This window comes from Stenotrophomonas sp. GD03877, assembly GCF_029840555.1.
In the GTDB taxonomy this organism is placed as follows: domain Bacteria; phylum Pseudomonadota; class Gammaproteobacteria; order Xanthomonadales; family Xanthomonadaceae; genus Stenotrophomonas; species Stenotrophomonas geniculata.
This window is the reverse complement of sequence record NZ_JAOCCT010000034.1, coordinates 23,983-48,336: the sequence shown is the minus strand read 5'-3', so window position 1 is coordinate 48,336 and position 24,354 is coordinate 23,983. Positions and strand designations below refer to the sequence as shown.

Here is a 24,354-nt window from a genome sequence, read left to right as displayed (position 1 = left end):
CTGACCATGTCCCCGTTGCAGACCCTGCTTGCCTCCCACCGCGCCGGTGCCAACGTCGGCCTGTACAGCGTCTGCTGCAGCAACGAGCAGGTGCTGCGGGCGGCCATGCACGTGGCGCTGGCGCACGGCACCGTGCTGCTGATCGAGGCCACCTCCAACCAGGTCGACCAGTTCGGCGGCTACACCGGCATGACCCCGCCGCAGTACCGCGATTACGTCGGCGCCCTGGCCGATGAAGAAGGCTTCCCGCGCGAGCGGCTGATCCTGGGCGGCGACCACCTCGGCCCGAATGCCTGGCAGAAGCGCCCGGCTGCCGAAGCGATGACCCACGCCCGCGTGCTGATCGAAGCCTACGTCGCCGCCGGTTTCCACAAGATCCACCTCGATTGCAGCATGTCCTGCGCCGATGACCCGGTGCCGCTGCCCGACGCCATCGTCGCCGCGCGCTCGGCCGAGCTGGCCGAGATCGCCGAACGCACCGCCGCCGATCATGGCCTGCCGCCGCCGGTCTACGTGATCGGTACCGAAGTGCCGATTCCCGGTGGCGAAGCCTCGCTGGCCGAAGGCCTGCAGGTGACCACGCCCGCTGCTGCCGCGCAGACCCTGGCGATTCATCAGCAGGCGTTCGATACGCCGCAGCTGCGCGATGCGTGGCAGCGCGTGATCGCCATGGTGGTGCAACCGGGCGTGGACTTCGACCACAGCAGTGTGCACGAGTACGACCCGGCCGCCGCCAGCACGCTGGCCGGCTTCCTCGAACAGCAGCCGCGCATCGTGTTCGAAGCGCATTCCACCGACTACCAGCGCGAAAGTGGCCTGCACGCCTTGGTGCGCGACCACTTCGCCATCCTCAAGGTCGGCCCGGCGGCGACCTTCGCCTACCGCGAAGCGCTGTTCGCGCTGGCCGCGATCGAGGCCGAACTGCTGCCGGCGGCGCAGTGCTCGCGCCTGCCGCAGGTGCTGGATGAAGTGATGGTGGCGCAGCCGAAGTACTGGCAGTCCTACTACCAGGGCGATGAGGCAGCGCTGCGCCTGCTGCGCAGCTATTCCTTCAGCGACCGCTGCCGCTACTACTGGGGCGAGCCGGCGCTGGTGGAGGCGGTGCAGACCCTGTTCGCCAACCTGGAACAGCATGCGCCGCCGCTGGTACTGCTCAGCCAGTACCTGCCGGAGCAGTACCGCGCCGTGCGCGAGGGCACCCTGGCCAATACGCCTACCGCGCTGGCGCAGCATCGCGTCGGCCTGTGCCTGGGCGAGTACGCCCGTGCGTGCAGCGCCAACCAGGCCGGAACCCGCACGCATCACGCAGACGCGGCTGCCGCCGTTGCTGCGAACGGCTAATCTCTACCTTTCCCCGCGACACCGAGAATGGCCATGCGCAACACCCGCTCCCGCCGGCAACAGATCCTGCAGCTGCTGATCGAGCACGGCTCGGTGCAGGTGGCCGATCTGGTCGAGCGCTTCGGCGTGTCGGCGGTGACCATCCGTGCCGACCTGACCCACTTCGAATCGCAGGGCCTGGCCAACCGTACCCACGGCGGTGCGACGCTGGTGCGCACGCCGCCGCAGGAACAGGACATCCACGAAAAGGACGCACTGAACCTGCCGCTGAAGGAATCGATCGGCGCCTGTGCCGCGCGCCTGGTGCGGCCCGGTGACAACATCATCATCGACTCCGGCTCGACCACGATGACCCTGGCCCGCCACCTGCGTAGCCAGCGCGACGTGACGGTGATGACCAACGGGCTGAACATCGCCTGGGAACTGGCCAACGCGCCCGGCATCAACGTGCTGCTGACCGGTGGGCTGCTGCGCCAGCAGTCGCTGTCGCTGCAGGGCAGCCAGGCCGAAGCCAGCCTCAACTCCTACAGCTTCGACACCCTGTTCCTGGGCGTGGACGGCCTGGACCTGCAGTTCGGCCTGACCACCCACGATGAAGCCGAAGCCCGCCTCAACCACCGCATGGTCGAGCGCGCGCGCCGCATCGTGGTGCTGACCGACGCCTCCAAGTTCGGCCGCGTCAGCCTGCACCGCATCGCACTTCTCGATCAGATCCACGCCATCATCACCGACGCCGGCATCGACGACGCAACCCGTGAAGGGCTGCAGCGGCTGGGCATCGAAGTGATCATCGCCGAGCCCACTGCATGACCGACACCCGCACCCTGCATGGCCGCATCCTCACGCCGCTGGGTTGGCGGCGTGGCCACGTCCACTTCGATTCCCACGTGCGCCAGCTGCAGGTGGACGACCACAGCGGCGCTGACGACCTGCAGCTGCCGGTGATCCTGCCCGGCTTCATCGACCTGCACGTGCATGGTGCGGCCGGCGTCGACCTGATGCAGGGCGGCGACGTGGCCCGCACCATTGCCCGCACCCACCTGCGCTTCGGTACCACCACACTGCTGGCGACCACCATGACCGCCGGCCTGGATGAGATCGAGCACGCGCTGCACGGCGTGGCCGCGACCATGGCAGCGCCCGATGCCGACGCCGCCTGCATTGCCGGCGTACATCTGGAAGGGCCGTTCATCAGCCCGCAGCGCCTGGGCGCGCAACCCAACCGCACCATCGAGGCGACGCTGGCGCTGGTGCAGCAGCTGCACGCGCTGGCACCGATCCGGGTGATGACGCTGGCGCCGGAAATCGGCGAGCACACCGCACTGATTCCCGCGCTGGCGGCAATGGGCATTCGCGTGCAGCTCGGCCACAGCGCCGGCACGTACGAAGAGGGTGTTGCTGCGCTGCAGGCCGGGGCTTCCGGCTTCACCCATCTGTTCAATGGCATGACCGGCGTCGACCACTACCGGCCTGGCATCGCCGCGGCGGCGCTGGCACATGCGCAGTACGCCGAGATCATTCCCGACCTGCAGCACATCCATCCCGGCGTGATCCGCCTGGCCGCGCGCGCGATCCCGCGCCTGTATGCGGTGACCGACGCGACTGCCGCCACCGGCATGCCCGATGGCGAGTACGCCCTGGGCGAACAGCGCGTGCACAAGTGCGGCGGCTGCGTGCGCCTGGCCACCGGTTCGCTGGCCGGCAGCGCACTGACCATGGACCAGGCGCTGCGCAACCTTGTGCGTGTGGGATTGGAACTGGCCGATGCCTCGCAGCGCGTGTCCACCTTCCCCGCCGATTACCTGGGCCTGGATGATCGCGGTCGCATTGCGCCCGACGCCCGTGCCGACCTGGTGGTGCTGGACGCCGAACTGCGCCTGCAGCAGGTGGTCATTGGCGGGCGGGTGGTCGATCTGAACTGACGCACGCCATGCGGCCCGGACGCCGCGCAGGCTCCCTGTAGAGCCGAGCCATGCTCGGCTCACCGCGCGAAGCGCGGCATGGGGGACCTCGATATCGGAACGGAAAGCAGCCGAGCATGGCTCGGCTCTACAGAAAGCACTCTGCGACGAACCGCCGCCGGGCGTGGCCCGGCGCTACCACAGGAACTGCCGATGACCGCAAGCACCGCTCCGCGCTGGCCCGTACGCTACCTGCTCTTCATCGGCGGCCTCGGTGGCCTGCTGTACGGCATCGACATCGGCATCATCGCCGGTGCCCTGCCCTATCTTGAAGCGACCGCCAGCCACGCCTGGCAGCTCAGCAGCCAGCAGCTCGGCTTCGTGGTGGCGGCCGTACTGCTGGGCAGCGTGCTGTCCTCGCTGTTCGCCGGCATGATCGCCGACCTGATTGGCCGCCGCGGCGCGATGCTGCTGGCCGGCCTGCTGTTCACCGCCTCGATTCCGATCATGGCACTGGCCTCCGGCTACACGCCGCTGCTGCTGGGACGCCTGCTGCAGGGCATCAGTGGCGGTCTGATCGGCGTCGTGATTCCGCTGTACCTGGCCGAAGTGCTCAGCCCCGAACGGCGCGGGCGCGGCGCGGCCATGTTCCAGCTGCTGCTGACCGTTGGCCTGGTGCTGGCAGCCCTGATCGGCCTGTACCACGCCCATGCCGTGGATGCCGCCGCCGAGGCCGTGCGCTCGCTGCCGGTCGCGCAGCAGGCGCAGGAACTGTTCACGGTGAAGGACCACGCCTGGCGCACCATCTTCTGGACCTGCCTGGCGCCCGGCCTGCTGTTCTGCGCCGGTATCTTCTGGCTGTCCGAATCACCACGCTGGCTGGTGCGCCGCGGCCGCATCGATGAAGCCCGCCGCAGCCTTCAGCGCGTCCTCCCCGCCGCAGACGTCGAGCCCACGCTGGCCCAGATCCAGACGCCGGAATCGAGCAGCAGCGACGGCAAGCGCGACCCGCTGCTCAGCCGCCGCTACGTGGTGCCGTTCGTGCTGGCCTGCGTGGTGCTGGCATGCACCCAGGCCACCGGCATCAACTCGGTGCTGGCCTACGCGGTCAACATCCTCAACCAGGCCGGCCTGTCCGGTTCAGTGGCCAACGGTGCAGACGTGGCGATCAAGCTGCTCAACGCGGTGATGACCGTGGTCGCGCTGCTGCTGGTCGACCGCAAGGGCCGCAAATTCCTGCTGATGCTGGGCAGTGGCGGTATCTGTGTGGCCCTGCTGGCGGCGGCCACGCTGTTCTTCCAGGCCGAGCGCGGTCGTGCCGACGTGCAGCCGCAACTGCAGGCGGCGGTCAGCGGCGACGGCCTGCAGCTGGTGCTGGATGACGCGCAGTGGCAGCGCTTGAGCAATGGCATCGACAGCCAGGGCCGACCGATGCAGCTGACCGTGTCGTACGCCTATGGTGATTTCACCAACGTGCGCGCCCTGCGCAGCGACAACTTGATTGATCGCGAACTGCACATCGAGCGTGCCGGCACCGTGCAGCCCGACAGCGTGATCGGTGCGTTCTTCCGCAAACTCCATCTGAACCCGTTCGCCGACCCGGCCAGTGCCGCGCAGGCAACGCTGCGCATCGAGCAGGCCCGCATCGGCCCGGTGCCGCCACCGGCACACGGCTGGGCCGTGGCCACCTGCATCCTGGTGTTTGTCGCCTTCTTCGCCGTCGGCCCCGGCGTATGCGTGTGGCTGGCACTGTCGGAGCTGATGCCGAACCGCATCCGCTCCAATGGCATGAGCATCGCGCTGCTGATCAACCAGTTCGTGTCCACCACCATCGCCGCCATCTTCCTGCCCACGGTGGGCCACTACGGCTACGCCAGCATGTTCGTGTTCTGGGCGGCGTGCACCTTCGTGTTCTTCCTGGTGGCCGCGTTCTGGCTGCCGGAGACCAAGGGCAAGTCACTGGAAGAGATCGAAGCCCGGTTCGCCCGGTAGCGGTCGACCTCCGCGCGCAGCGTGGGGGTGTTGGCGCGCCCGTCACTCGCCCGTGATGTGCTTGGCCAGCGCCTGCGCCTCGGCAACGCTGGGCAACCCGCTCAGCATCATCGATTCGCCGAACGGTCCCTGCACCGTCGCCACCATCAGCACGCGGCCATCCACGCTGAGCGCCGCACGCTGACCGACCAGTGCTGCCGTGCCATCGTGGATGCGCTGGTGCGCTTCGGGCCGATAGCGGATCTGCAGGCCGGGCTGCTTGGCCTCGTCCAGTACGTAGCGCACATCGGCGATGTCGGCACTGCCGGCAATCGGCGGCTCGCGCAGGGCTAGGGTTTCGCCCTGCCACTGCACCGATCTGCCCTTGCCGGCTGCATCGACCGCACTCAGGCGCACATCCACGCCGGGGCGTGGCGCATGATCCTTCCCTGCCAAGGTACCGGGCGCAGCGCCCGGCATGCATCCGGTCAGGGTCAACGCCACGCCCAGCAACAGCGGAAGCGCAGCCCTCACTTCAGCTTCCGCAGCTTGAAGGCCACCAGTACCTGCAGCAGCCCATACAGCAGGCTGCCGATACCGATCCACAGCGTGGTCACCGCCACGCCCGCATACGGATTTGCAGCAAACAGCAGGCCCAGCACCACCGCCAGCACGCCACTGAGGATCAGCAGCCACTCGCCCTGGATCTGCTTGCGCACGCGGATCGCGAACACGATGCGATAGATGCCGGCCACCAGCAGCCACGCGGCCAGGAACAGCACCAGCACGCTGGCGGTGGCCAGCGGGTTGATCACCGCAAGGATGCCGAAGCCCAGCGAAGCGATGGCATACAGCGCCAACCAGCCACGCGAGGCACCACTGCCGCCGCTGACCAGTGCGAACAGGCTGATGACGCCTTCAACGATGGCCATCACGCCCAGTGTCCACGCCAGTGCCATCGCTGCGGACAGCGGCCAGCCAATGGCAACGATGCCAAAACCCAGTGCGACGAGCCCGTACAGCAGCAGGATCCACCAGCTGCGCCCAACCGCCGACAACAAGGGAGACAAGGGGGAATTCATGACCACTCCTTCGATCCGGAACCGGCCTCATCCTAGCCCCTGTGGATGAAGAGGGCGATCACGGCGCCCGCGCACATACCCACACGCGCACCTCCCCAGCGCCGACCAGGCGCAGCGTCTCGGCGACCTCCATCACCGTGCTGCCGGTGGTCATCACGTCATCGACCACGGTCAGCCGCGAGGGCACCGGACCACGGACAGCAAACGCATCGAACAGATTCTCCCTGCGCTGTTCGGCCGTGCGTTCGGACTGCGGCGCGGTGTGGCGACGCCGGTACAGGCCCTGCCAGACCGGCATCGGCAGCAGGCGACACAGCTCTGCGGCCTGGTTGTAGCCGCGCTGGCGCAGGCGTCGCCTGTGCAGCGGCACCGGCACCAGCGGCGGACACCACCACGGCGGCGGCGCGCGCTGCATCAGCTGCGCCAGCAGGCGCCCCGCCGCCAGATCCTGATGGAACTTGTAGCGGACCAGCAACTGGTCGACCGGCGGCAGGTACAGCAGGCTCGCATGCGTGGCGGCCTGTGGCGGTACCTCCTCGCGGCAGGTGCCGCAGACGATCAATGCGGTGTCCGGCAACGGCAGCGCGCAGCGCAGGCAGGCCCGGCCGGCCCAGGGCAGTCCGGCCAGGCAGGCATCGCAGAGATCGAGTCCATCGTGGCCCGGGTCACCGCAGACCAGGCAACGGAGCGGTAGCAGCACACGAAGTGCGGCCTGCACGTGGCGGCCCACGTCGAAGAAGGCAGACATGCGCTTCAGCATGTCGCCGCCGTCAGCGCGTTGCCATCGGGGGGGCCCTCAACGACCCGTAGGCATTTTCATCTCCCACCTTTTGCCCCGATCACCTCACCGCGTCGGCGCAGGCTTCGCATCCACCCGGGTGCGATACACCATGTACGGCGTCTGCCGGCGATCAACGCCGCCATTGAATCCGGCCTGCCGATGCAGCTGGTTGGCGGTGAAGTACAGGTAGCCATCCGGCCCCATCGACAAGGTATCCGGCCACAGGATGCGCGGATCGTGCACCACGGTCGTCCAGCGCCCCTGCGCATCGCGGGCATGGATGGCATTGTGCTCGTAATCGCTGGCATACAGCCGGCCGTTGGCGTCCATCTCCATGCCATCGGAGGCGCCCTTCTCGCCCAGGTCAACGACCGCAGCAGCCAGCGCCGCCTCGCTCACCTTCGGATCGCGCAACAGTGCGGTTGGCACGCTGTACAGATGGCGGCTGGACAGTGGCGTGTAGAACAGCGTACTTCCATCCGGCGAAAGCGCGATGCCATCGGCGGCAACGGTGAACGGTGCCGACGAACCGTCGGCCTTGCGCAACCGCATCTGCCGGCCCTCCACGATCGGCACGAACGCGGGATCGGCCGAGGTGGATACATGACCGATCAGACGCTTGGATGCCGCCCCCGTAGCGAGGTCGATGACGATGATGCTGCCAATGCCGCTCAGTGACGAGTCGGTCACGTAGGCCACGCCCTCGCGGCCGACACGGAAATCGAAGCGCACGTCGTTGACGTAGGTACGCGCGTCGATGATGTTGGCCGGGAACACCAGGGTCTTGGCCACGGTATTGGTGGCCAGATCGATTGCCACCAGCTTGGCGCCGCCGGCCTGTGGCGCAGAGAACCCGGGCGCGGCGGTATCCAGCACCCACAACCGGCCCTGGCCATCGGCCACCACGCTCTGCACGCTGATGAAGTGTGCTGCCGGGTCGGGATCGTCCTTGCGGTTGATGCGCGCATCCGGATAGGGCACGGCACGGCCATCGCGCCACTCGGCCACACTGTAGGCCACCTCATCGCCCCAGCGCGGGAAGTTGACGAAGATCCGCCCGGTCTCGGACACCGCCACGCTGGTGGGCATCGCACCTTCGAAACGCGCCACCGGCTCGATGACACCGATGCTGCGTTCGCTGGGAAGCACAGGCGTGCCTGCCAGCGCCAGCGCGGGGGAACTGGCCAGGGCTAGGACGGCAGCCGCCAGGCTGCGGATACGACAGTTGATCATGGTTGCTCTCGATGCAAGTCCGGGTACAGCCCCGGTGTCGACGCATCTTCAGCGGCGCACCCGGCATCGGGTAGACGGTGCAACGGGTAATCAGCTTCACTGCAAAAGTGAAGATTTCGACCTGATTGATCCTGTTGATCAAGGTAATCAGTGATGCCTATCCGCTGGCTCTGCTTTCGGCACCATCAACAACTCCGCCAACCCACGGTAGATCGGCACCCGGCAGACCAGCCCGGACACGCCACGGGCGATCAGCACCGTGGCCAGGATCGGCAGCAGCAGATCACCACTGTCGGTCAGCTCCAGCGAGATCACCGCCGAGGTCAGTGGCGCCTGGGTGACGCCGGTCAGGTAAGCACACATGCCCAGCAGCACGAACGCGCGCGGGTCCACGCCCGGCATCAGCACCGCCAGGTTGTGGCCCAGTCCCGCGCCGACCGCCAGCGCGGGTGAGAACAAGCCACCAGGAATACCGGCTACGTAGGATGCGAGGTTGGCCAGCAGCTTCATCAGCCCGAATTCGTGGCCGACCATCGCCTGCCCCTGCACCAGGCTGCGCGCCTGCTCGTAGCCGGTGCCGAACGCGCCTTCACCGAAGACCAGGGCGAGCAGTACCACCACCAGGCCGCAGCCTGCGGCCAACAGAACCGGATGCCGCTGCCGCAGTTGACCGAGCCAGCGCGGGCGGCCCGCCGCACTGGCCAGCACCGCACGCGCGAACAGGCCTCCCAGCAGGCCCGCCACCACGCCGCACAGCAGGATTGCCAGCCAGCCCTGGCCAAGCGGCAGGCGTGCGCTCACATGGCCGAAATAGGTGTAGTTGCCCAACAGGCCCAGCGACACCACGCCACCGACGATCACCGCAGTCAACAGGGTGCCCGAGAAGCGATGCTCGAAACGACCGCTGAGCTCCTCGATGGCGAAGACGATGCCGGCCAGCGGCGTGTTGAACGCCGCCGCGATACCCGCCGCACCACCGGCCAGCAGGAAGTGCGAGAGCTCGCGGGGATCCTTGAAACCGAACCAGCGGCCGAACAGGTACATCAAGCTGGCGCCTACGTGCACAGTCGGGCCCTCGCGGCCCACCGAGGCGCCACCCAGCAGTGACAGCGAGGTCAGCAGCAGCTTGCCGGCCGAAACCGCGGGTGAAAGGTTGGTCTTCCGGAACGGCTCATCGGCCTTGTCCAACGCGACGATGACCTGCGGAATGCCGCTGCCGCGCGTGGGCTTCAGCACACCGGCGGTCAACCAGGCCAGCAGCGCGAAGATGCCCGGCGTGAGCAGCAGGGCCCACCACGGCGAGTGCGACGTGATGCGCTGGAACAGATGGAACGCCGCGTCGCTGGCCTTGGCGAACAGGATCGCCACCAGCGCCACGGCCACGGCGCCGCCCCAGAGCGCGGCGCGGCGGCGCCAGGCTTCGCTGAGAACCAGCGCGGTGATGCGGCCGCGAAGGCGATGGAGATCGGTCATGGGAAAGAGTCTGCGCGCCAGCGCTTCCGTTGGGCAGCGGCCACTTTGGCCGCAGCCCTTGCAGGATGCGGTGAAATGCGGCGTTTCCGCCAAGCTTGATGGGAGCGGCCAACCGTAAACCACAATAACAACATTGAGGTTGACAGGGTTCATCAACCCACCCACACTGCCGCCCTCGCTCCACTCGTACCCAAGGTCCCGCCATGGCTGCTGCCATCCGCCACGACTGGCAACACGACGAACTGCAGGCGCTGTTCGAGCTGCCGTTCCCCGAGCTGCTGTTCCGCGCCGCAGCGGTCCATCGCGAGCACTTCGACCCATCGCAGGTGCAGGTGTCCACGCTGCTGTCGGTGAAGACCGGCGGCTGCCCGGAGGATTGCGCGTACTGCCCGCAGGCACAGCGCTACAGCACCGGGGTGAACGCGCAGAAGCTGATGGACACCGATGCGGTGCTGGCCAAGGCACGCCAGGCCAAGGCCGCCGGTGCATCGCGCTTCTGCATGGGCGCCGCATGGCGTTCGCCGAAGGATCGCGACATCCCGAAGGTGGCGGCGATGATCGCCGGGGTGAAGGCGCTGGGTCTGGAAACCTGCGCCACGCTGGGCATGCTCAGCGGCAAGCAGGCGCGTGCGCTGAAAGATGCAGGCCTGGACTACTACAACCACAACCTCGACACCGCGCCGGACTACTACGATTCGATCATCCACACGCGCCAGTACCAGGACCGTCTGGATACGCTGGAGCACGTCCGCGATGCAGGCCTGAAAACCTGTTGCGGTGGCATCGTCGGCATGGGCGAGACGCGCGCGCAGCGCGTCGGCCTGCTGCTGGCACTGGCCACGCTGCCGGCGCATCCCGATTCAGTACCGATCAACAAGCTGGTGCAGGTGGCGGGCACGCCGCTGCATGGCAGTGCCGAGCTGGACCCGTTCGAGTTCGTGCGCATGATCGCGGTGGCGCGCATCGCCATGCCGCGTTCGATGGTGCGGCTGTCGGCCGGGCGCGAGGCGATGAGTGACGAACTGCAGGCGCTGTGTTTCCTGGCAGGTGCCAACTCGATCTTCTACGGCGACAAGCTGCTGACCACCGGCAACCCGGAAAGCGAGCGCGACATGACCCTGTTCGCTCGGCTGGGGTTGCAGCCGATGGCGGTGCAGGTGGATGCCGAAGGCCACGACCACGGCGGTACCGTGCACGCCGATATCAGTGCCGATACGCCCGGCTGCGGCCGCGCTCACGCGGCCTGAGACGGGCCGCAAGCAGGCGCCGCGGCAACGCGCTACCCTAGCCGCCCCGTCGACGCATTCAGCCACCATGGCCCGCCCCGACCTGACCGCCCGCCTCCACGCCCAGCGCGCTCTGCGCGATGCCCAAGGCCGTCGCCGCCCGCGACGCACGGTCACCCGTCGTGATGGCGTGCGCCTGGAAGTGGACGGCCAGTGGCTGACAGGCTTCTGCAGCAACGATTACCTGGGCCTGGCCCAGCAGTTCAGCGTGGTCAACGCGCTGCAGGACGCCGCCGCACGCGAAGGTGCTGGCGCCGGTGCCTCGCACCTGGTCTGCGGCCACCACGCGCTGCATGAGGCGCTGGAACGCGAGGTGGCCGAGTGGCTGGGCTACCCGCGTGCGCTGCTGTTCGGCAGTGGCTTCGCCGCCAATCTGGCGGTGCAGCAGGCACTGCTGAGCGAAGAGAACGATGTCTGCGTGCAGGACAAGCTCAACCACGCCAGCCTGCTCGATGCGACCCGGTTGGCCGGTGCACGTCTGCGCCGCTATCCGCACCTGGATGCGGAAGGCGCAATGCGCCAGCTCAAGCACGCGCCCGATGGCGCGGCAATGCTGGCCACCGACGGTGTCTTCAGCATGGATGGCGACATCGCACCGCTGCGTGCATTGTCGCTTGTGGCACGCCTGCAGCAGGCGCTGTTCTATGTGGATGATGCGCACGGTGTCGGCGTGGTCGGTGATGGCCGTGGTGCCGTGGCCGCCGCCGGGCTGGGCGTGGACGACGTACCGCTGCAGCTGGTCACACTGGGCAAGGCATTGGGCGGTTCCGGTGCGCTGGTGCTGGGCCGCGACGACCTGATCGAGCATCTGGCCGAAACCGCGCGCCCGTACATCTACACCACCGCCGTGCCACCCGCGATGGCCGCCGCTGCGCTTGAAGCAGTGCGCCTGGCGCGCCGCGACCACTGGCGTCGCACCAAGCTGACCGACCTGATCGCGCTGTTCCGCAGTGAAGCGCGTCGCCATGGCCTGGACCTGATGGCTTCGGAGACACCGATCCAGCCGCTGCTGTGCGGCGATGATCACAGCGCCATGGCGATGTCCACGGCGCTGGAACAGGCCGGCTGGCTGGTCGGTGCAATCCGCCCGCCGACGGTACCGGAAGGAAAGGCACGCCTGCGCGTGACACTGTCCGCGCTGCATACGCCGGAACAGGTGCGTGGCCTGGTGGAGGCCATCGCCAGCGCGCGCGATCGCGTGACCCTGGCCGTGCGTGAAGCCGCGCCACCGCCGCTGCCCGCTTTTGCCTGAGTTCCGTGTCGTTGCCCATGCATATTGACGTCACCGGCCGTGGGCCGGACCTGGTACTGATCCACGGCTGGGCCCTGCAGGGCGGTGTATTCGCGCCGCTGGTGCAGCGCCTGGCAGACCAGTTCACCCTGCACCTGGTCGACCTGCCCGGCCATGGCCACAGCCGCGACGACACCACGCCGCTGCGCCTGCCGTTCGTGGTCAGTGCCATTGCCGCGGCCACACCGCCGGCGGTGTGGTGCGGCTGGTCGCTGGGTGGCCTGTTCGCACTGCATGCGGCGGCCACGCTGCCGAAGGTCCGCGGCCTCGCGATGATCGCCGCCACGCCGCGCTTCGTGCGTGGCGAGGATTGGCCGCACGCGGTCGAACCGGCAGTATTCGAGCAGTTCGGGCGTGAGCTGGCGACCGACTTCGGGGGCACGCTGGAACGCTTCCTCGCGCTGGACGTGATGGGCTCGGCGCATGCCCGCGAGGAACTGCGCACCCTGCGCCAGCGCCTGGTCGAGCGCGGTGCGCCCACCGAACGCGCCCTGCTGGAAGGCCTGCGCCTGCTGGAGAGCACCGACCTGCGCGGGGCACTGCCGACGCTGGGCAAGCCCAGCCTGTGGATCGCCGGCCAGCGCGACCGCCTGGTGTCACCGGTCGCCATGGAGGCCGCTGCGGCGCTGGCCCCGGGTGCGCAGGCGCTGACCATCGCCCACGGCGGCCATGCGCCCTTCCTCGGCCATGCCGACGAAGTGGCTGCCGCCCTGCAACACTTCGTTGCCGGCCTGTCACCGGCCGATGGCGGACAATGAGCCCCCTCCGAATTCCGCAGGATTGACGCATGGATCTGGGTATCAACGGCCGCTGGGCACTGGTCTGCGGCGCAAGCAAGGGGCTGGGCCTGGGCTGCGCGCGTGCGCTCGTACGCGAGGGCGTGAACGTGGTGATCGTGGCGCGTGGCGAGGCTGCACTGAAGGTCGCCGCCGACGAACTGCGTGCACTGCCCGGTGCCGGTGAGGTGCGCGCCGTCGCCGCCGACGTCACCACCGAGGCCGGCCGTACGGCGGCGCTGGCCGCCTGCCCGCAGGTGGACATCCTGGTCAACAATGCCGGTGGTCCGCCGCCCGGTGATTTCCGCAATTTCGAACGCGACGACTGGATTGCCGCGCTGGACGCCAACATGCTGGCGCCGATCGCGCTGATCCGCGCCACCGTCGACGCGATGATCGAGCGCGGCTTCGGCCGCATCGTCAACATCACCTCGTCGGCGGTGAAAGCCCCGATCGACATCCTGGCGTTGTCCAACGGCGCGCGCAGTGGCCTGACCGGTTTCGTCGCCGGCCTGGCGCGCCGCACGGTGGCCCACAACGTCACCATCAACAATCTGCTGCCCGGCCAGTTCGACACCGACCGCCTGCGCGCCAACTTCGCCCACAGTGCGGGCAAGGACGGCGATGCCGGCGAAGTCGCCGAACGCCGCCGCCAGCAGATTCCCGCCGGCCGCTTCGGCATGCCTGACGAATTCGGCGCCGCCTGCGCCTTCCTGTGCAGTGCACAGGCCGGTTACCTCACCGGACAGAACCTGCTGATCGACGGCGGCGCCTACCCCGGTACGTTCTAAGAGACTTTCGCAATGCCGTCCCACTTCGATGCCCGCCATGTCCGCCGCGCGTTCGCGCGTGCCGCCAGCAGCTATGACGCCGCTGCCGCCCTGCAGCGCGAGGTGCAGTCGCGGCTGATCGAATCGCTGGACTACCTGGAGGCACGCAAGCCCGAGGTGGTGCTGGACATCGGTGCCGGCACCGGCCACGCCAGCGCGTTGATGAAGAAGCGCTGGCCGAAGGCGCAGGTGATCGCGCTGGACGTGGCGCTGCCGATGCTGGACCAGGCCAAGCGCCAGGCCGGCTGGTGGAAGCCGTTCCAGCGCCTGTGCGGCGACGCCGCCGCATTGCCGTTGGCGGACAACAGCGTGGATGTGATCTTCAGCAACCTGTGCCTGCAGTGGGTGGACGACCTGCCGGCGGTGTTCGCAGGCTTCCGTCGCGTGCTCAAGCCCGGTGGCCTGCTGCTGTGTTCCACCTTCGGCCCGGAAACCCTGATCGAACTCAACGAAGCCTTCGCGGCCGCCGATGACCGCCCGCACGTGAGCCGCTTCGCGCAGATCGCCCAGTTCGGCGATGCGTTGATGATGGCGGGCTTCCGCGACCCGGTGCTGGATCGCGATCTGTTCACCCTGACCTACGACGACCTGCCCTCGTTGATGCGCGAACTGCGCGCGATGGGCGCGACCAACGCGCGGGTGGACCGCCGCCACACACTGACCGGGCGTAGCCGTTTCGCGGCGGCGGCAGCGGCGTATGAACCGATGCGGCGCGCCGACGGCAAGCTGCCCAGCAGCTGGGAAGTGATCTATGCCCATGCCTGGGCACCGGACCCCGGCGCACCAATCCGCGAAGGCGGGCATGACGTGGCCTCGGTGCCGGTGTCGGCGATTCCGATCCGGCGCAAGCAGACCTGATCGAGCGACCGCAGGTCATGCGCCAACCACGGTCGGCGACTACCGATTCATGCACGGAACCCGCTCCGGTAGGTGCCGACCTTGGTCGGCACAGTGCCGGCGGCATCGCGATCTGACAGATTGTGCCGACCAAGGTCGGCACCCACCCAATGCAGGCTTCCGCCTCAGGTATTGGCCGGCGAGCTCAGCGGCGGGCGCACCAGGTCGCGGTGGAAGAAATAGATTTCCTGCACCAGGAAGCGCCAGCTGGTGTGGAAGCTGCGGAAGCGCGTGCTGGGCGTGGACGAGGCCAGCGCATCGATGCCCAGTGCCTTGCTCAGGCGCAGCGCGCGCGCCATGTGCAACGGGTCGCTGACGATGATCACGCGGTGCAGGTCGCGCTGGTCCATCAGTCGCTTGGCTTCGACCAGGTTCTGCACGGTATTGCGCGACGCGGTCTCGATCAGGATCGCGTCGTCCGGCACGCCATGCTTGAGCGCATAACGCCGCGCCACCTGTGATTCGGAAAAGCGCGCGCCAATGCCGCCATAGCCGCCGGTGAAGATCAGCAGCGGCGCGTACTGGGCCTCGTACAGGTCCAGTCCATGCCGGATACGTTCTTCGAACACCGGAGATGGCTTGGCGTCATAGGCGGCCGCACCCAGCACGATGATGGCATCAGCCTTGGCGGCCTGGTCGCGCTCGCCGACCCAGACAATCCAGGCAGTCACGCCCAGCAGCCAGATCACCAGCAGGACAAACAGCCGCCACAGCCAGCCCAGCAGGCCGGTGCGAGGCCGATGCCGGTCGCGGCTCATGGCGCCCCCCAGCGCAACGCGGGCAGGTCGACGTTGCCGCCGGACAGCACCAGGCCCACGCGCAGGCCGGCAAAACGCTGCGGCTGTGCCAGCACCGCGGCCAGTACGGTGGCCGAGGACGGCTCGACCACCTGCTTGAGCACCTCCCACAGCAGGCGCATCGCTGCCAGCGTCGCGGTGTCATCGACCACGATCACCTCGGCACCGGCGGCACTCAGCAGTTCGAAATTGGGCGCACCGATCAGGGTGCGCAGGCCATCGCAGACCGTGTCCGGGGTGAACGCGCCCTGGCGCACGCCAGCGGCCAGCGAGCGCGCGGTGTCATCGGCACCGGCCGGCTCGGCCAGCACCAGCCGCGTGTGCGGACTGGCGTGCTGCAGGGCCAGCGCGGTACCGCTGGCCAGGCCACCGCCGCCCACCGGCACCACCAGCACATCGAACGGACCGTCGCTGTGCAGCAGTTCCAAGGCCGCCGTGCCCTGCCCGGCCATCACCGCCGGGTCCGCATACGGATGGACCAGGGTCGCGCCGGTATCGGCCTGCACCCTGGCGCAGGTGGCCTCACGGTCGGCGATGGTCGGCGGGCAGCGCCAGAGCGTGGCGCCGTGGCGGGCGATGTTGGCCAGCTTGGCCGCCACCGCCCCTTCCGGCACCACCACATGGCAGGGAATGCCACGCGTGCGCGCGGCCAGGGCCAGCGCGGCACCGTGGTTGCCGGAGGAATGGGTCACCACACCGGCACTGGCGCGATCGGCATCGAGCGACCACACCGCATTGCAGGCACCACGGAACTTGAACGCGCCACCGCGCTGCAGGTGCTCGGCCTTGAACGCCAGCTGCGCGCCGGCCAGCGCATCGAGCGTGCGCGAGCGCAGCACCGGCGTCACGCTGGCGTGCGGGGCGATCCTCGCCGCAGCAAGCAGGACGTCATCGGCGCGGGGCAACAGTGAATCGCTCATGACGCAAGATTAACGTATGGCTTCGCGCTGGCGACCGGGACACAGGTCATGCCAGCATGCAGCCCTACGCCTCCATTCATCCTGGCCGGCGGAATTAAGGGCCGATTCAACGCTGGCGCCCGAAGCTGACTGCACACCCGTCCTCTGGGGGGACCCACCATGAAAACGCGCCTGATGCTTGCCGGTGGCCTGTTGCTGGCCCTGACCGGCTGCACCACCTACGACTATGTCGGCGGCGGCCGCAGCGGCAGCTACTACCACGGTGCGCCGTCGGTGGAGTACCGCTACCCGGCCGGCTATCCCTACAACTACGGCCCCTACTACGGTGGCTATGGCGGCTACTACGGCGGCTACGGCAATCCGTATTACTCGCGCCCGATCTACCGCCCGCCGCACAACCATCGCCCGCCGCCGCGCCCGGGCAATGGTGGCGAGCACCGTCCGCCGCCGTCGCGACCGTCGTACAACGGTGGTTCGCCGTGGCGGAACATGGACTCGATGCGCCGTCCGCCGCAGTCGAACGCGCAGCCGTCGGCGCCCCCGCCGCAGGCCCGTCCGGCACCGGCACCGAGTGCGCCGAGGATGAACGGTTCCCCCTGGCGCAACATGGATCGTGCGACGCAGCGCACAGTTGAGCGCTGAACCGTCTTGCATTTCACACGGTCTAAGCCGCAATCTACGCGGACAGTGACAGCCCGCGTCACAAAGTGACAAAAACGACACGGGCCGCCGCAAAAAGCTCTACGTCGATATCCGACAGGAACATCTGGATCCCCCCTGTTCCGGCCCTGTCGGATGTCGGCACCTCTGAAGGCAGACGGCCCCGCAATGCGGGGCCGTTTGTTTTGTCAGGTCGCCAACCGGCGAAGGCCCCAGCTTCAGTAGATCCACGCCATGCGTGGATGGCGCCTTCCCGACAGCCCAAAAAAACAGGGCCGGACAGTCCCCCGACTGCCGGCCCTCTGCTCCCCCACCGTGCGCCTGTACCGGCCCCTGTTCCAATTCCGGTCACGGGCGCCTACGGCGCCAGCCACGGTGGGTGCTATTGGGTTATCTGCAAAAATCCTGCCAACTTTAGGGCCGATTTCGCCGCCAACCGGCCTGCACCGGCGTCCCGGCCCCGAATGGCGCTAAAATCGCCACCCCGGCGCCGCCCCCCGGCCGCGCCCGCCCCCAGCTGAACAGCCCCCATGAACCCGTCCTTCCATCGTTACGACGTCATCGTCATCGGCGGTGGCCACGCCGGCACCGAAGCCGCGCTGGCCGCGGCCCGCACCGGCGTGCGCACCCTGCTGCTGACCCACAACATCGAAACGGTGGGCGCGATGAGCTGCAACCCGGCCATCGGCGGCATCGGCAAGGGCCACCTGGTCAAGGAAATCGACGCCCTGGGCGGTGCGATGGCGCATGCCGCCGACCGCGCCGGCATCCAGTGGCGCACGCTCAACGCCTCCAAGGGCCCGGCCGTGCGCGCCACCCGCTGCCAGGCCGACCGCAACCTGTACCGCATGGCGATCCGCGCCATCGTTGAAGGCCAGGCCAACCTGACCGTGTTCCAGGCCGCCGTCGATGACCTGGTCATCGAAGGCGACGCCGTGCGCGGGGTCATCACCCAGACCGGCCTGCGCTTCGACGCGGAAGCCGTGGTGCTGACCGCCGGCACCTTCCTGGCCGGCAAGATCCATGTCGGCCCGACCCAGTATGCCGCCGGCCGCATGGGCGACCCGCCGGCCACCACGCTGGCCGCGCGCCTGCGCGAGCGCCCGTTCCAGGTCGACCGCCTGAAGACCGGCACGCCGCCGCGCATCGATGGCCGCTCGCTGGACTACAGCGTGATGGACGAGCAGCCGGGCGACACGCCGCGCCCGGTGATGTCCTTCCTCGGCTCGGTGGAGGAGCATCCGCAGCAGGTCAGCTGCTGGATCACCCACACCACCGAACAGACCCACCAGATCATCCGCGACGCGCTGCACCGCTCGCCGCTGTACAGCGGCCAGATCGAGGGCATCGGCCCGCGCTACTGCCCGTCCATCGAAGACAAGGTGGTGCGCTTCGCCGAGAAGGCCAGCCACCAGATCTTCGTCGAGCCGGAAGGCCTGGGCATCGTCGAGATCTACCCCAACGGTATTTCCACCTCGCTGCCGTTCGACGTGCAGCTGGAGATGGTGCGCAGCATCCGCGGTTTCGCCAACGCGCACATCACCCGCCCCGGTTATGCCATCGAATACGACTTCTTCGATCCGCGCGGGCTGAAGGCCTCGTTGGAAACCAAGCTGGTCAACGGCCTGTTCTTGGCCGGCCAGATCAACGGCACCACCGGCTATGAAGAAGCCGCCGCGCAGGGCCTGCTGGCCGGCCTCAACGCTGCACGCCAGGTGCGCGGGCTGGACGGCTGGTGCCCGCGCCGCGACGAGGCGTACCTGGGCGTGCTGGTGGATGACCTGATCACCCACGGCACCAACGAGCCGTACCGCATGTTCACCAGCCGCGCCGAGTACCGCCTGCAGTTGCGCGAGGACAATGCCGACCAGCGCCTGACCCCGGCCGGCCGCGAAATGGGCCTGGTGGATGACCGCCGCTGGAACGCGTTCGAGACCAAGCAGGCCGCCGTCGCCGCCGAGCGCGCACGCCTGGGTGCACTGTGGGCAACCCCGGCCAATGCGCTGGGCCGCGAAGTGCAGGACACGCTGGGCGTGGCGGTCAGCCGCGAAACCAACGTGCTGGACCTGATCAAGCGCCCGGAGCTGGACTACGCGCAGCTGATGCAGGTGCCGTCGCTGGGCCCGGCGGTAGCCGACGCCAAAGTGGCCGAACAGGTGGAGATCGGCGTGAAGTACGCCGGCTATCTGGATCGCCAGCGCGAGGAAATCGAGCGCCAGCAGCGGCACGAAGCCACGCCGATCGCTGAAGCCTTCGATTACGCGACGGTGCGCGGGCTGTCGGCCGAGGCGCTGCAGAAGCTGGAGCGCGTACGCCCGCAGACCATCGGCCAGGCACAGCGGATTCCCGGCATGACGCCGGCGGCGATCTCGCTGCTGCTGGTGCATCTGGAACGCGCACGCCGCGGCCGCGTGGCATAAGCGGTCGCACCTGCCTCTGGTGGGTGCCGACCTTGGTCGGCACAAATCATCCGATCGCGATGCTCCATGCATGTGTGCCGGCCAAGTTCGGCACCCACCGGAGCGGAACACACACCCACATTGGCGAACGCGTTACCGTGCGTCCGCGCCGCCGCCCAGCACCTTGAACAAGGTCACCCGGTTGCCCGCTTCCTGCTGCTGGAGTGCGATCAGGTCCTGCTGCGCGGCATACAGGTTGCGCTGTGCGTCCAGCGACTGCAGGTAGCCGTCTAGCCCGGTGCGGTAACGCGCATCGGCCAGCATGTAGCTGCGCTGGCTGGCAGCAACCAGCGCGCGTTGCGCGTCCATCTGCGCGGCCAGATGATCACGCGTGGCCAGCGCATCAGCCACTTCGCTGAAAGCCTGCTGGATCGCCTTCTCGTACTGCGCGATGCCGATGTCCTTGCCGATCTTCGAGGCATCCAGCGACGCCTTCAGTGCGCCGGCATGGAAGATCGGAGTAGTGATACTGGGCGCGAACGACCAGCCACGGGTACCAGCCGAGAACAGCGTCGACAACGCGGTGGAGCTGTGGCCGTAGTTGGCAGTCAATGTCAGCGTCGGGAAGAACGCGGCGCGCGCGGCGCCTATATCGGCATTGGCCGCCTGCAGCGCGTGTTCGGCGGACAACACGTCCGGGCGCTGCAGCAGCACGCTGGAAGGCAGGTTGGCGGGCAGCGGTGCCAGCGCGACGCTGCCATCCAGCGTCTGCGCGGTCGGCAGCAGGGCCGGATCCAGCGGCGCCCCCACCAACAGCTGCAATGCATCACGATCCTGCGCCTGCTGCGTCTGCAGCTTGGCCAGCGCTCCGCGCGCGGCTTCCACGCTGGTCTGTACCTGCGACAGGTCCAGCCCCGAGGCCAGCCCCTGCGCATGGCGGGCCTCGGTGCGCTGCAGAGTCTGCTGCTGGCTGTCCAGGGTCTGTTGCGTGAATGCCAGCGACTGCCCATCGGCCGCCAGCGCCAGCCACGCCGTCGCCACTTCGGCGACCAGGCTGGTGCGCGCCGCACGCTGGTTCTCGGCACTGGCCAACCAGTTCTGCAGGGCCTCGTTCTTCAGGCTGCGGATGCGCCCGAACAGGTCCAGCTCCCAGCTGCTGATGCCGACCTGCACCGCGTCGGATTCGGTCACCTGGGTGGCACCGGTCTCACTGTTCGCATCGCTGACCCGCGAACGGGTGACGCTGCCGCTGGCATCCACCGGCGGCAGCAGCGCCGCACGCTGGATGCGGTACTGCGCGCGTTCCTTCTCCACCTGCAGCACCGCTACGCGCAGGTCGCGGTTGTTCTGCAGCGCCAGCGCGATCACCTGCTGCAGGCGCGGTTCGAGGAACACCTCACGCCATGCCGGCATCGCCAGTACCGGCCCGGCGTCGCCGGCAGCGGCATTGCCGAACTGCACCGGCACCGGCGCCTCGGGACGCTGGTAACGCGGCGCCATGCTCACGCAGCCACCGAGCACAGCGGTCATCGTCGCGGCCGCCAGGACGCGCAGCAGCATCGGCTTCATGGACTTGCCTCCTGGGCAGTGGCGTGAGTCGCTGCGCGCCCCGGGAACAGGCGGCGCACCAGCAGGTAGAACAACGGCACGAAGAACATGCCCAGCACCATCGAGGCAACCGTTCCGCCGGCCACGCCGGTACCCAGCGAACGGCGCGCGGCCGAACCGGCGCCGGTGGCGAACACCAGCGGCAGCACACCCATCAGGAAGGCCAGCGAGGTCATCACGATCGGCCGCAACCGCAGGTAGACCGCCTGCAGGATCGCCTCGCGGGTGCTCTTGCCCTGCTGTTCGAGGATGCGCGCGAACTCGACGATCAGGATGCCGTTCTTGGCCGCCAGGCCAATCGTGGTCAACAGGCCGACCTGGAAGTACACGTCGTTGTTGAGGCCGCGCAGGTTCATCATCAGCACCGCACCGAACACGCCCACTGGCACCGCCAGCATCACCGCGAACGGCACCGCCCAGCTTTCATACAGCGCGGCCAGGCACAGGAATACGAACAGCAGTGAGATGGCGTACAGCATCGGCGCCTGGTTGCCCGACAGCTGTTCCTGGTAGGCCATGTCCGACCAGGCGTGGCTGAAGCCTTCCGGCAGCGTATCGGCCAGGCGCGCGATCTCGGCCATCGCCTCGCCGGAGCTGACGCCCGGCGCCGGCTGGCCGGTGATCTCCATCGCCGAGATGCCGTTGTAGCGCTGCAGCGCGGCCGGTGCGCTGGACCAGTGCGCGCTGACCAGCGATGAGAGCGGCACCATCTGACCGGCCTGGTTGCGCACGCTCCAGCGCTCGATGTCCTGCGGCTGCATGCGCGCTTCGGCGGTTCCCTGGATGAAGACCTTCTTGATGCGGCCCTTGTAGATGAAGTTGTTGACGAAGTCGCCGCCCAGCGCGGCATTCAAGGTGTCGTTGATGTCCTGCGGATTTACGCCCATCGCCTGCGCCTTGGCGTCATCCACCTTCACTGCGTATACCGGCGCGTCCTCCAGGCTGGCATAGCGCACGTTGACCAGCTTTGGATCCCTTGCGGCCTCCTTCAGCAATGTGTTGCGTGCAGCCACGGCGGCGGCATGGCCGGCACCGCCTTCGTCCTGCAGTTCCAGGGTGAATCCGCCCGCGTCACCCAGGCCGAGGATGGCCGGCGGCGAGGTGATGAACACCTGCGCATCGGGCACGCTGGCCATGGCCTTGGTCAACCGTGCGGCGATGGTATCGGCATCATCCTTGCGGTCATCCCAGTCCTTCAGGCGGATGAAGGCCTGGCCGACATTCTGGCCGCTGCCGGTCACGCTGAAGCCGGCGGTGGCCTGGATCGACAGCACGCTGTCGTCTTTTACTGCGGCGGCACTGAGGCGATCCATCACAGCACGGGTCTGTTCCAGCGTGGCGCCGGCCGGCAGCTTCACCAGCGCGTTGAGCATGCCCTGGTCCTCGTCGGGCAGGAACGCGCCAGGCAGGTGCCACAGCAGCAGGCCGGTGACCACGCTCAGCACCAGGTAGAACACTACGCCGAGCGTGCGCCGACCGAGGAAGCCATCCACCCGACGACGCAGGCCGTTGGAGGTGCGCTCGAAACGGTGGTTGAACCAGATGAAGAACTTGCCCAGCAGGCTCGGTTCGCCGCCGTGGTCGCCGTGCGGATGGCCGCCCTTGGGAATCTGGTGCAGGATGCTGCCGCACAGCGCCGGGGTGATGGTCATCGCCACCAGCACCGACAGGATCATCGCTGCAGCAATCGTCACCGAGAACTGGCGGTAGATCACGCCGGTGACACCGCTGAAGAACGCCATCGGCAGGAACACCGCGGTCAGCACCAGCACGATGCCGACCAGCGCGCCGGTGATCTGGCCCATCGCCTTCAGCGTGGCCGGCTTCGGCGCCAGCCCTTCGAAGGTCATCACCCGTTCCACGTTCTCCACCACCACGATGGCATCGTCCACCAGCAGGCCGATGGCCAATACCAGCGCGAACATGGTCAGCGTGTTGATCGAGTAGCCGAACGCGGCCAGCACGCCGAACGTGCCCAGCAGCACCACCGGCACCGCGATGGTCGGGATCAGGGTGGCGCGCCAGTTCTGCAGGAACAGGTACATCACCAGCACCACCAGGATGATCGCCTCGATCAGGGTGATCACCACTTCCTTCAGCGAGATGGTCACGAACGGCGTGGTAGTGAACGCCACGTGGGCGGTGTAGCCATGCGGCCAATACTTCTGCAGCTGTTGAAGCCGTGCATCGATGGCCTTTGACACGGCGATGGCGTTGGCACCGGCATTGAGTTCGATACCCAGCGACGCAGACGGCTTGCCGTTGAAGGTGCTGATGCTGTCGTAGCTCTCCGGCCCCAGGCCGATCTTCGCCACGTCGCCCAGGTGCACCACGCTGCCGTTGGCGTCGGCCTTCAGCACGACCTGCGCGAACTGTTCGGGCGTGTGCAGGCGGCTGCGCGCGGTCACCGTGGCGTCGAGCTGCTGGCCCTTCAGCGCCGGCTGGCCGCCGAGTTCACCGGCCGATACGTCGGTGTTCTGCGCCTGCAGCGCGGTCTCGATGTCCGACGGCATCAGCGCGTACTGGCGCATCTTCTCCGGGTCCAGCCAGATGCGCATGGCGTACTCCTGGCCGATCGGCTGGATGTTGCCGACACCACTGACGCGGCTGATCTGGTCATCGATGCGCGCTTCCATGAAGTTGGCGACATCGAAGTTGTCCATGCTGCCGTCTTCGCTGGTGAACGACAGCACCTCGAAGATCGAACCACTGGACTTGGTGATGGTCAGGCCGTTCTGCTGCACCGCCTGCGGCAGCGTGGCCATGGCCGCCTGCAGCTGGTTCTGCACCTGCACCTGCGCGGTGTCCGGATTGGTGCCGGTGGCGAACACCAGGTTGACCTGCGCCGAGCCGTCGGAGGCACTGGTCGAGGTCATGTACATCAGGTGATCGAGGCTCTGCTGCGACTGCTCGATGACCTGGGTGACCGCATTTTCCACGGTCTGCGACGAGGCACCGGTGTAGGTGGCACGGATGGTGATGGTGGGCGGGGCGATCTGCGGGTAGCGGTCCACCGGCAGGATCAGGATCGCAAGCAGGCCGAGCAGGCTGACCGCAATGGCGATCACCCAGGCGAAGATCGGCCGGTCGATGAAGAAACGAACCATA

20 protein-coding genes are annotated in these 24,354 nt (G+C 68.0%); 11 read left to right on the top strand and 9 right to left on the bottom strand.

Annotated elements, in window-relative coordinates:
* Positions 1-6 precede the first annotated feature (6 nt).
* The 4 genes from N5D20_RS20375 (at position 7) to N5D20_RS20360 (ending at position 5,234) form a co-directional block, all read left to right on the top strand.
* Positions 7-1,341, top strand: coding sequence for a D-tagatose-bisphosphate aldolase, class II, non-catalytic subunit (locus N5D20_RS20375; protein WP_197578192.1), 1,335 nt, complete (start codon positions 7-9; stop codon positions 1,339-1,341).
* Positions 1,342-1,374: 33 nt separating this feature from the next.
* A complete protein-coding gene (locus tag N5D20_RS20370) occupies positions 1,375-2,151 on the top strand; it encodes a DeoR family transcriptional regulator (RefSeq protein WP_043399720.1) in 777 nt (258 codons plus the stop codon).
* Positions 2,148-3,263, top strand: a complete 1,116-nt coding sequence (gene nagA, locus N5D20_RS20365; RefSeq protein ID WP_197578191.1) for an N-acetylglucosamine-6-phosphate deacetylase — start codon at positions 2,148-2,150, stop codon at positions 3,261-3,263. The genes N5D20_RS20370 and nagA overlap by 4 nt, the downstream gene beginning before the upstream one ends.
* A gap of 192 nt (positions 3,264-3,455) precedes the next feature.
* Positions 3,456-5,234, top strand: coding sequence for an MFS transporter (locus N5D20_RS20360; RefSeq protein ID WP_197578190.1), 1,779 nt, complete (start codon positions 3,456-3,458; stop codon positions 5,232-5,234).
* A gap of 42 nt (positions 5,235-5,276) precedes the next feature.
* Here the strand turns inward: N5D20_RS20360 and N5D20_RS20355 are convergent, their stop codons facing one another.
* From N5D20_RS20355 to N5D20_RS20335, 5 genes are all read right to left on the bottom strand, one after another.
* Entirely contained in the window at positions 5,277-5,747 is a 471-nt protein-coding gene (locus N5D20_RS20355; protein WP_159360690.1) for a hypothetical protein, read from the bottom strand.
* On the bottom strand, positions 5,744-6,295 hold the full coding sequence (locus tag N5D20_RS20350) for an HdeD family acid-resistance protein (protein WP_006399985.1): 552 nt from the start codon (positions 6,293-6,295) through the stop codon (positions 5,744-5,746). The genes N5D20_RS20355 and N5D20_RS20350 overlap by 4 nt, the downstream gene beginning before the upstream one ends.
* A gap of 58 nt (positions 6,296-6,353) precedes the next feature.
* Positions 6,354-7,043 (bottom strand): ComF family protein, encoded by a 690-nt coding sequence (locus tag N5D20_RS20345; protein WP_197578189.1) that lies wholly within the window; start codon positions 7,041-7,043, stop codon positions 6,354-6,356.
* A gap of 96 nt (positions 7,044-7,139) precedes the next feature.
* Positions 7,140-8,309, bottom strand: coding sequence for an L-dopachrome tautomerase-related protein (locus tag N5D20_RS20340; protein ID WP_197578188.1), 1,170 nt, complete (start codon positions 8,307-8,309; stop codon positions 7,140-7,142).
* A 147-nt stretch (positions 8,310-8,456) separates the two neighbouring features.
* Positions 8,457-9,782 (bottom strand): chloride channel protein, encoded by a 1,326-nt coding sequence (locus tag N5D20_RS20335; protein WP_197578187.1) that lies wholly within the window; start codon positions 9,780-9,782, stop codon positions 8,457-8,459.
* 203 nt (positions 9,783-9,985) lie between these two features.
* Here N5D20_RS20335 and bioB point away from each other — a divergent pair, with 203 nt between their 5' ends.
* The 5 genes from bioB (at position 9,986) to bioC (ending at position 14,823) form a co-directional block, all read left to right on the top strand.
* Positions 9,986-11,029 (top strand): biotin synthase BioB, encoded by a 1,044-nt coding sequence (gene bioB, locus N5D20_RS20330; RefSeq protein WP_197578186.1) that lies wholly within the window; start codon positions 9,986-9,988, stop codon positions 11,027-11,029.
* A 67-nt stretch (positions 11,030-11,096) separates the two neighbouring features.
* Positions 11,097-12,320, top strand: coding sequence for an 8-amino-7-oxononanoate synthase (bioF, locus tag N5D20_RS20325; protein ID WP_197578185.1), 1,224 nt, complete (start codon positions 11,097-11,099; stop codon positions 12,318-12,320).
* Between the two features lie 17 nt (positions 12,321-12,337).
* The gene (gene bioH / locus N5D20_RS20320; RefSeq protein WP_071305544.1) at positions 12,338-13,117 is read left to right on the top strand and encodes a pimeloyl-ACP methyl ester esterase BioH; all 780 of its coding nucleotides are present in this window, start codon (positions 12,338-12,340) and stop codon (positions 13,115-13,117) included.
* Between the two features lie 29 nt (positions 13,118-13,146).
* The gene (locus N5D20_RS20315; RefSeq protein ID WP_057502367.1) at positions 13,147-13,926 is read left to right on the top strand and encodes an SDR family oxidoreductase; all 780 of its coding nucleotides are present in this window, start codon (positions 13,147-13,149) and stop codon (positions 13,924-13,926) included.
* 12 nt (positions 13,927-13,938) lie between these two features.
* Complete coding sequence (gene bioC, locus N5D20_RS20310; RefSeq protein ID WP_010482174.1) at positions 13,939-14,823, top strand: malonyl-ACP O-methyltransferase BioC; 885 nt, start codon at positions 13,939-13,941, stop codon at positions 14,821-14,823.
* A gap of 164 nt (positions 14,824-14,987) precedes the next feature.
* Here bioC and N5D20_RS20305 read toward each other — a convergent pair whose 3' ends face one another.
* Both N5D20_RS20305 and N5D20_RS20300 read right to left on the bottom strand, forming a co-directional pair.
* Positions 14,988-15,632 carry a YdcF family protein gene (locus tag N5D20_RS20305; RefSeq protein WP_197578232.1) on the bottom strand — a complete coding sequence of 215 codons (645 nt, stop codon included), beginning with the start codon at positions 15,630-15,632 and terminating at the stop codon, positions 14,988-14,990.
* Positions 15,617-16,579, bottom strand: coding sequence for a pyridoxal-phosphate dependent enzyme (locus N5D20_RS20300; protein ID WP_049435790.1), 963 nt, complete (start codon positions 16,577-16,579; stop codon positions 15,617-15,619). Before N5D20_RS20300 ends, N5D20_RS20305 begins: the two co-directional genes overlap by 16 nt.
* 159 nt (positions 16,580-16,738) lie before the next feature.
* Between N5D20_RS20300 and N5D20_RS20295 the strand changes: the two genes are divergently transcribed.
* Both N5D20_RS20295 and mnmG read left to right on the top strand, forming a co-directional pair.
* Positions 16,739-17,221: a hypothetical protein gene (locus N5D20_RS20295; protein ID WP_197578184.1), complete on the top strand. Its 483-nt coding sequence runs from the start codon at positions 16,739-16,741 to the stop codon at positions 17,219-17,221.
* 548 nt (positions 17,222-17,769) lie between these two features.
* Positions 17,770-19,659 carry a tRNA uridine-5-carboxymethylaminomethyl(34) synthesis enzyme MnmG gene (mnmG, locus tag N5D20_RS20290; RefSeq protein WP_197578183.1) on the top strand — a complete coding sequence of 630 codons (1,890 nt, stop codon included), beginning with the start codon at positions 17,770-17,772 and terminating at the stop codon, positions 19,657-19,659.
* A gap of 132 nt (positions 19,660-19,791) precedes the next feature.
* Here the strand turns inward: mnmG and smeC are convergent, their stop codons facing one another.
* Together smeC and smeB are read right to left on the bottom strand one after the other, a co-directional pair.
* Positions 19,792-21,207 carry a multidrug efflux transporter outer membrane subunit SmeC gene (gene smeC, locus N5D20_RS20285; protein WP_197578182.1) on the bottom strand — a complete coding sequence of 472 codons (1,416 nt, stop codon included), beginning with the start codon at positions 21,205-21,207 and terminating at the stop codon, positions 19,792-19,794.
* Positions 21,204-24,353 (bottom strand): multidrug efflux RND transporter permease subunit SmeB, encoded by a 3,150-nt coding sequence (gene smeB, locus N5D20_RS20280; protein ID WP_197578181.1) that lies wholly within the window; start codon positions 24,351-24,353, stop codon positions 21,204-21,206. The genes smeC and smeB overlap by 4 nt, the downstream gene beginning before the upstream one ends.
* Position 24,354 lies beyond the last annotated feature (1 nt).

Coding starts and splice junctions, on each gene's coding strand:
- N5D20_RS20370 (WP_043399720.1), top strand. CDS start 1,375: ATGCGCAACACCCGCTCCCGCCGGCAACAGATCCTGCAGCTGCTGATC.
- smeC (WP_197578182.1), bottom strand. CDS start 21,207: ATGAAGCCGATGCTGCTGCGCGTCCTGGCGGCCGCGACGATGACCGCT.
- nagA (WP_197578191.1), top strand. CDS start 2,148: ATGACCGACACCCGCACCCTGCATGGCCGCATCCTCACGCCGCTGGGT.
- bioC (WP_010482174.1), top strand. CDS start 13,939: ATGCCGTCCCACTTCGATGCCCGCCATGTCCGCCGCGCGTTCGCGCGT.
- N5D20_RS20300 (WP_049435790.1), bottom strand. CDS start 16,579: ATGAGCGATTCACTGTTGCCCCGCGCCGATGACGTCCTGCTTGCTGCG.
- N5D20_RS20340 (WP_197578188.1), bottom strand. CDS start 8,309: ATGATCAACTGTCGTATCCGCAGCCTGGCGGCTGCCGTCCTAGCCCTG.
- N5D20_RS20360 (WP_197578190.1), top strand. CDS start 3,456: ATGACCGCAAGCACCGCTCCGCGCTGGCCCGTACGCTACCTGCTCTTC.
- bioF (WP_197578185.1), top strand. CDS start 11,097: ATGGCCCGCCCCGACCTGACCGCCCGCCTCCACGCCCAGCGCGCTCTG.
- N5D20_RS20295 (WP_197578184.1), top strand. CDS start 16,739: ATGAAAACGCGCCTGATGCTTGCCGGTGGCCTGTTGCTGGCCCTGACC.
- N5D20_RS20315 (WP_057502367.1), top strand. CDS start 13,147: ATGGATCTGGGTATCAACGGCCGCTGGGCACTGGTCTGCGGCGCAAGC.
- N5D20_RS20335 (WP_197578187.1), bottom strand. CDS start 9,782: ATGACCGATCTCCATCGCCTTCGCGGCCGCATCACCGCGCTGGTTCTC.
- N5D20_RS20345 (WP_197578189.1), bottom strand. CDS start 7,043: ATGTCTGCCTTCTTCGACGTGGGCCGCCACGTGCAGGCCGCACTTCGT.
- bioH (WP_071305544.1), top strand. CDS start 12,338: ATGCATATTGACGTCACCGGCCGTGGGCCGGACCTGGTACTGATCCAC.
- N5D20_RS20350 (WP_006399985.1), bottom strand. CDS start 6,295: ATGAATTCCCCCTTGTCTCCCTTGTTGTCGGCGGTTGGGCGCAGCTGG.
- N5D20_RS20375 (WP_197578192.1), top strand. CDS start 7: ATGTCCCCGTTGCAGACCCTGCTTGCCTCCCACCGCGCCGGTGCCAAC.
- mnmG (WP_197578183.1), top strand. CDS start 17,770: ATGAACCCGTCCTTCCATCGTTACGACGTCATCGTCATCGGCGGTGGC.
- bioB (WP_197578186.1), top strand. CDS start 9,986: ATGGCTGCTGCCATCCGCCACGACTGGCAACACGACGAACTGCAGGCG.
- smeB (WP_197578181.1), bottom strand. CDS start 24,353: ATGGTTCGTTTCTTCATCGACCGGCCGATCTTCGCCTGGGTGATCGCC.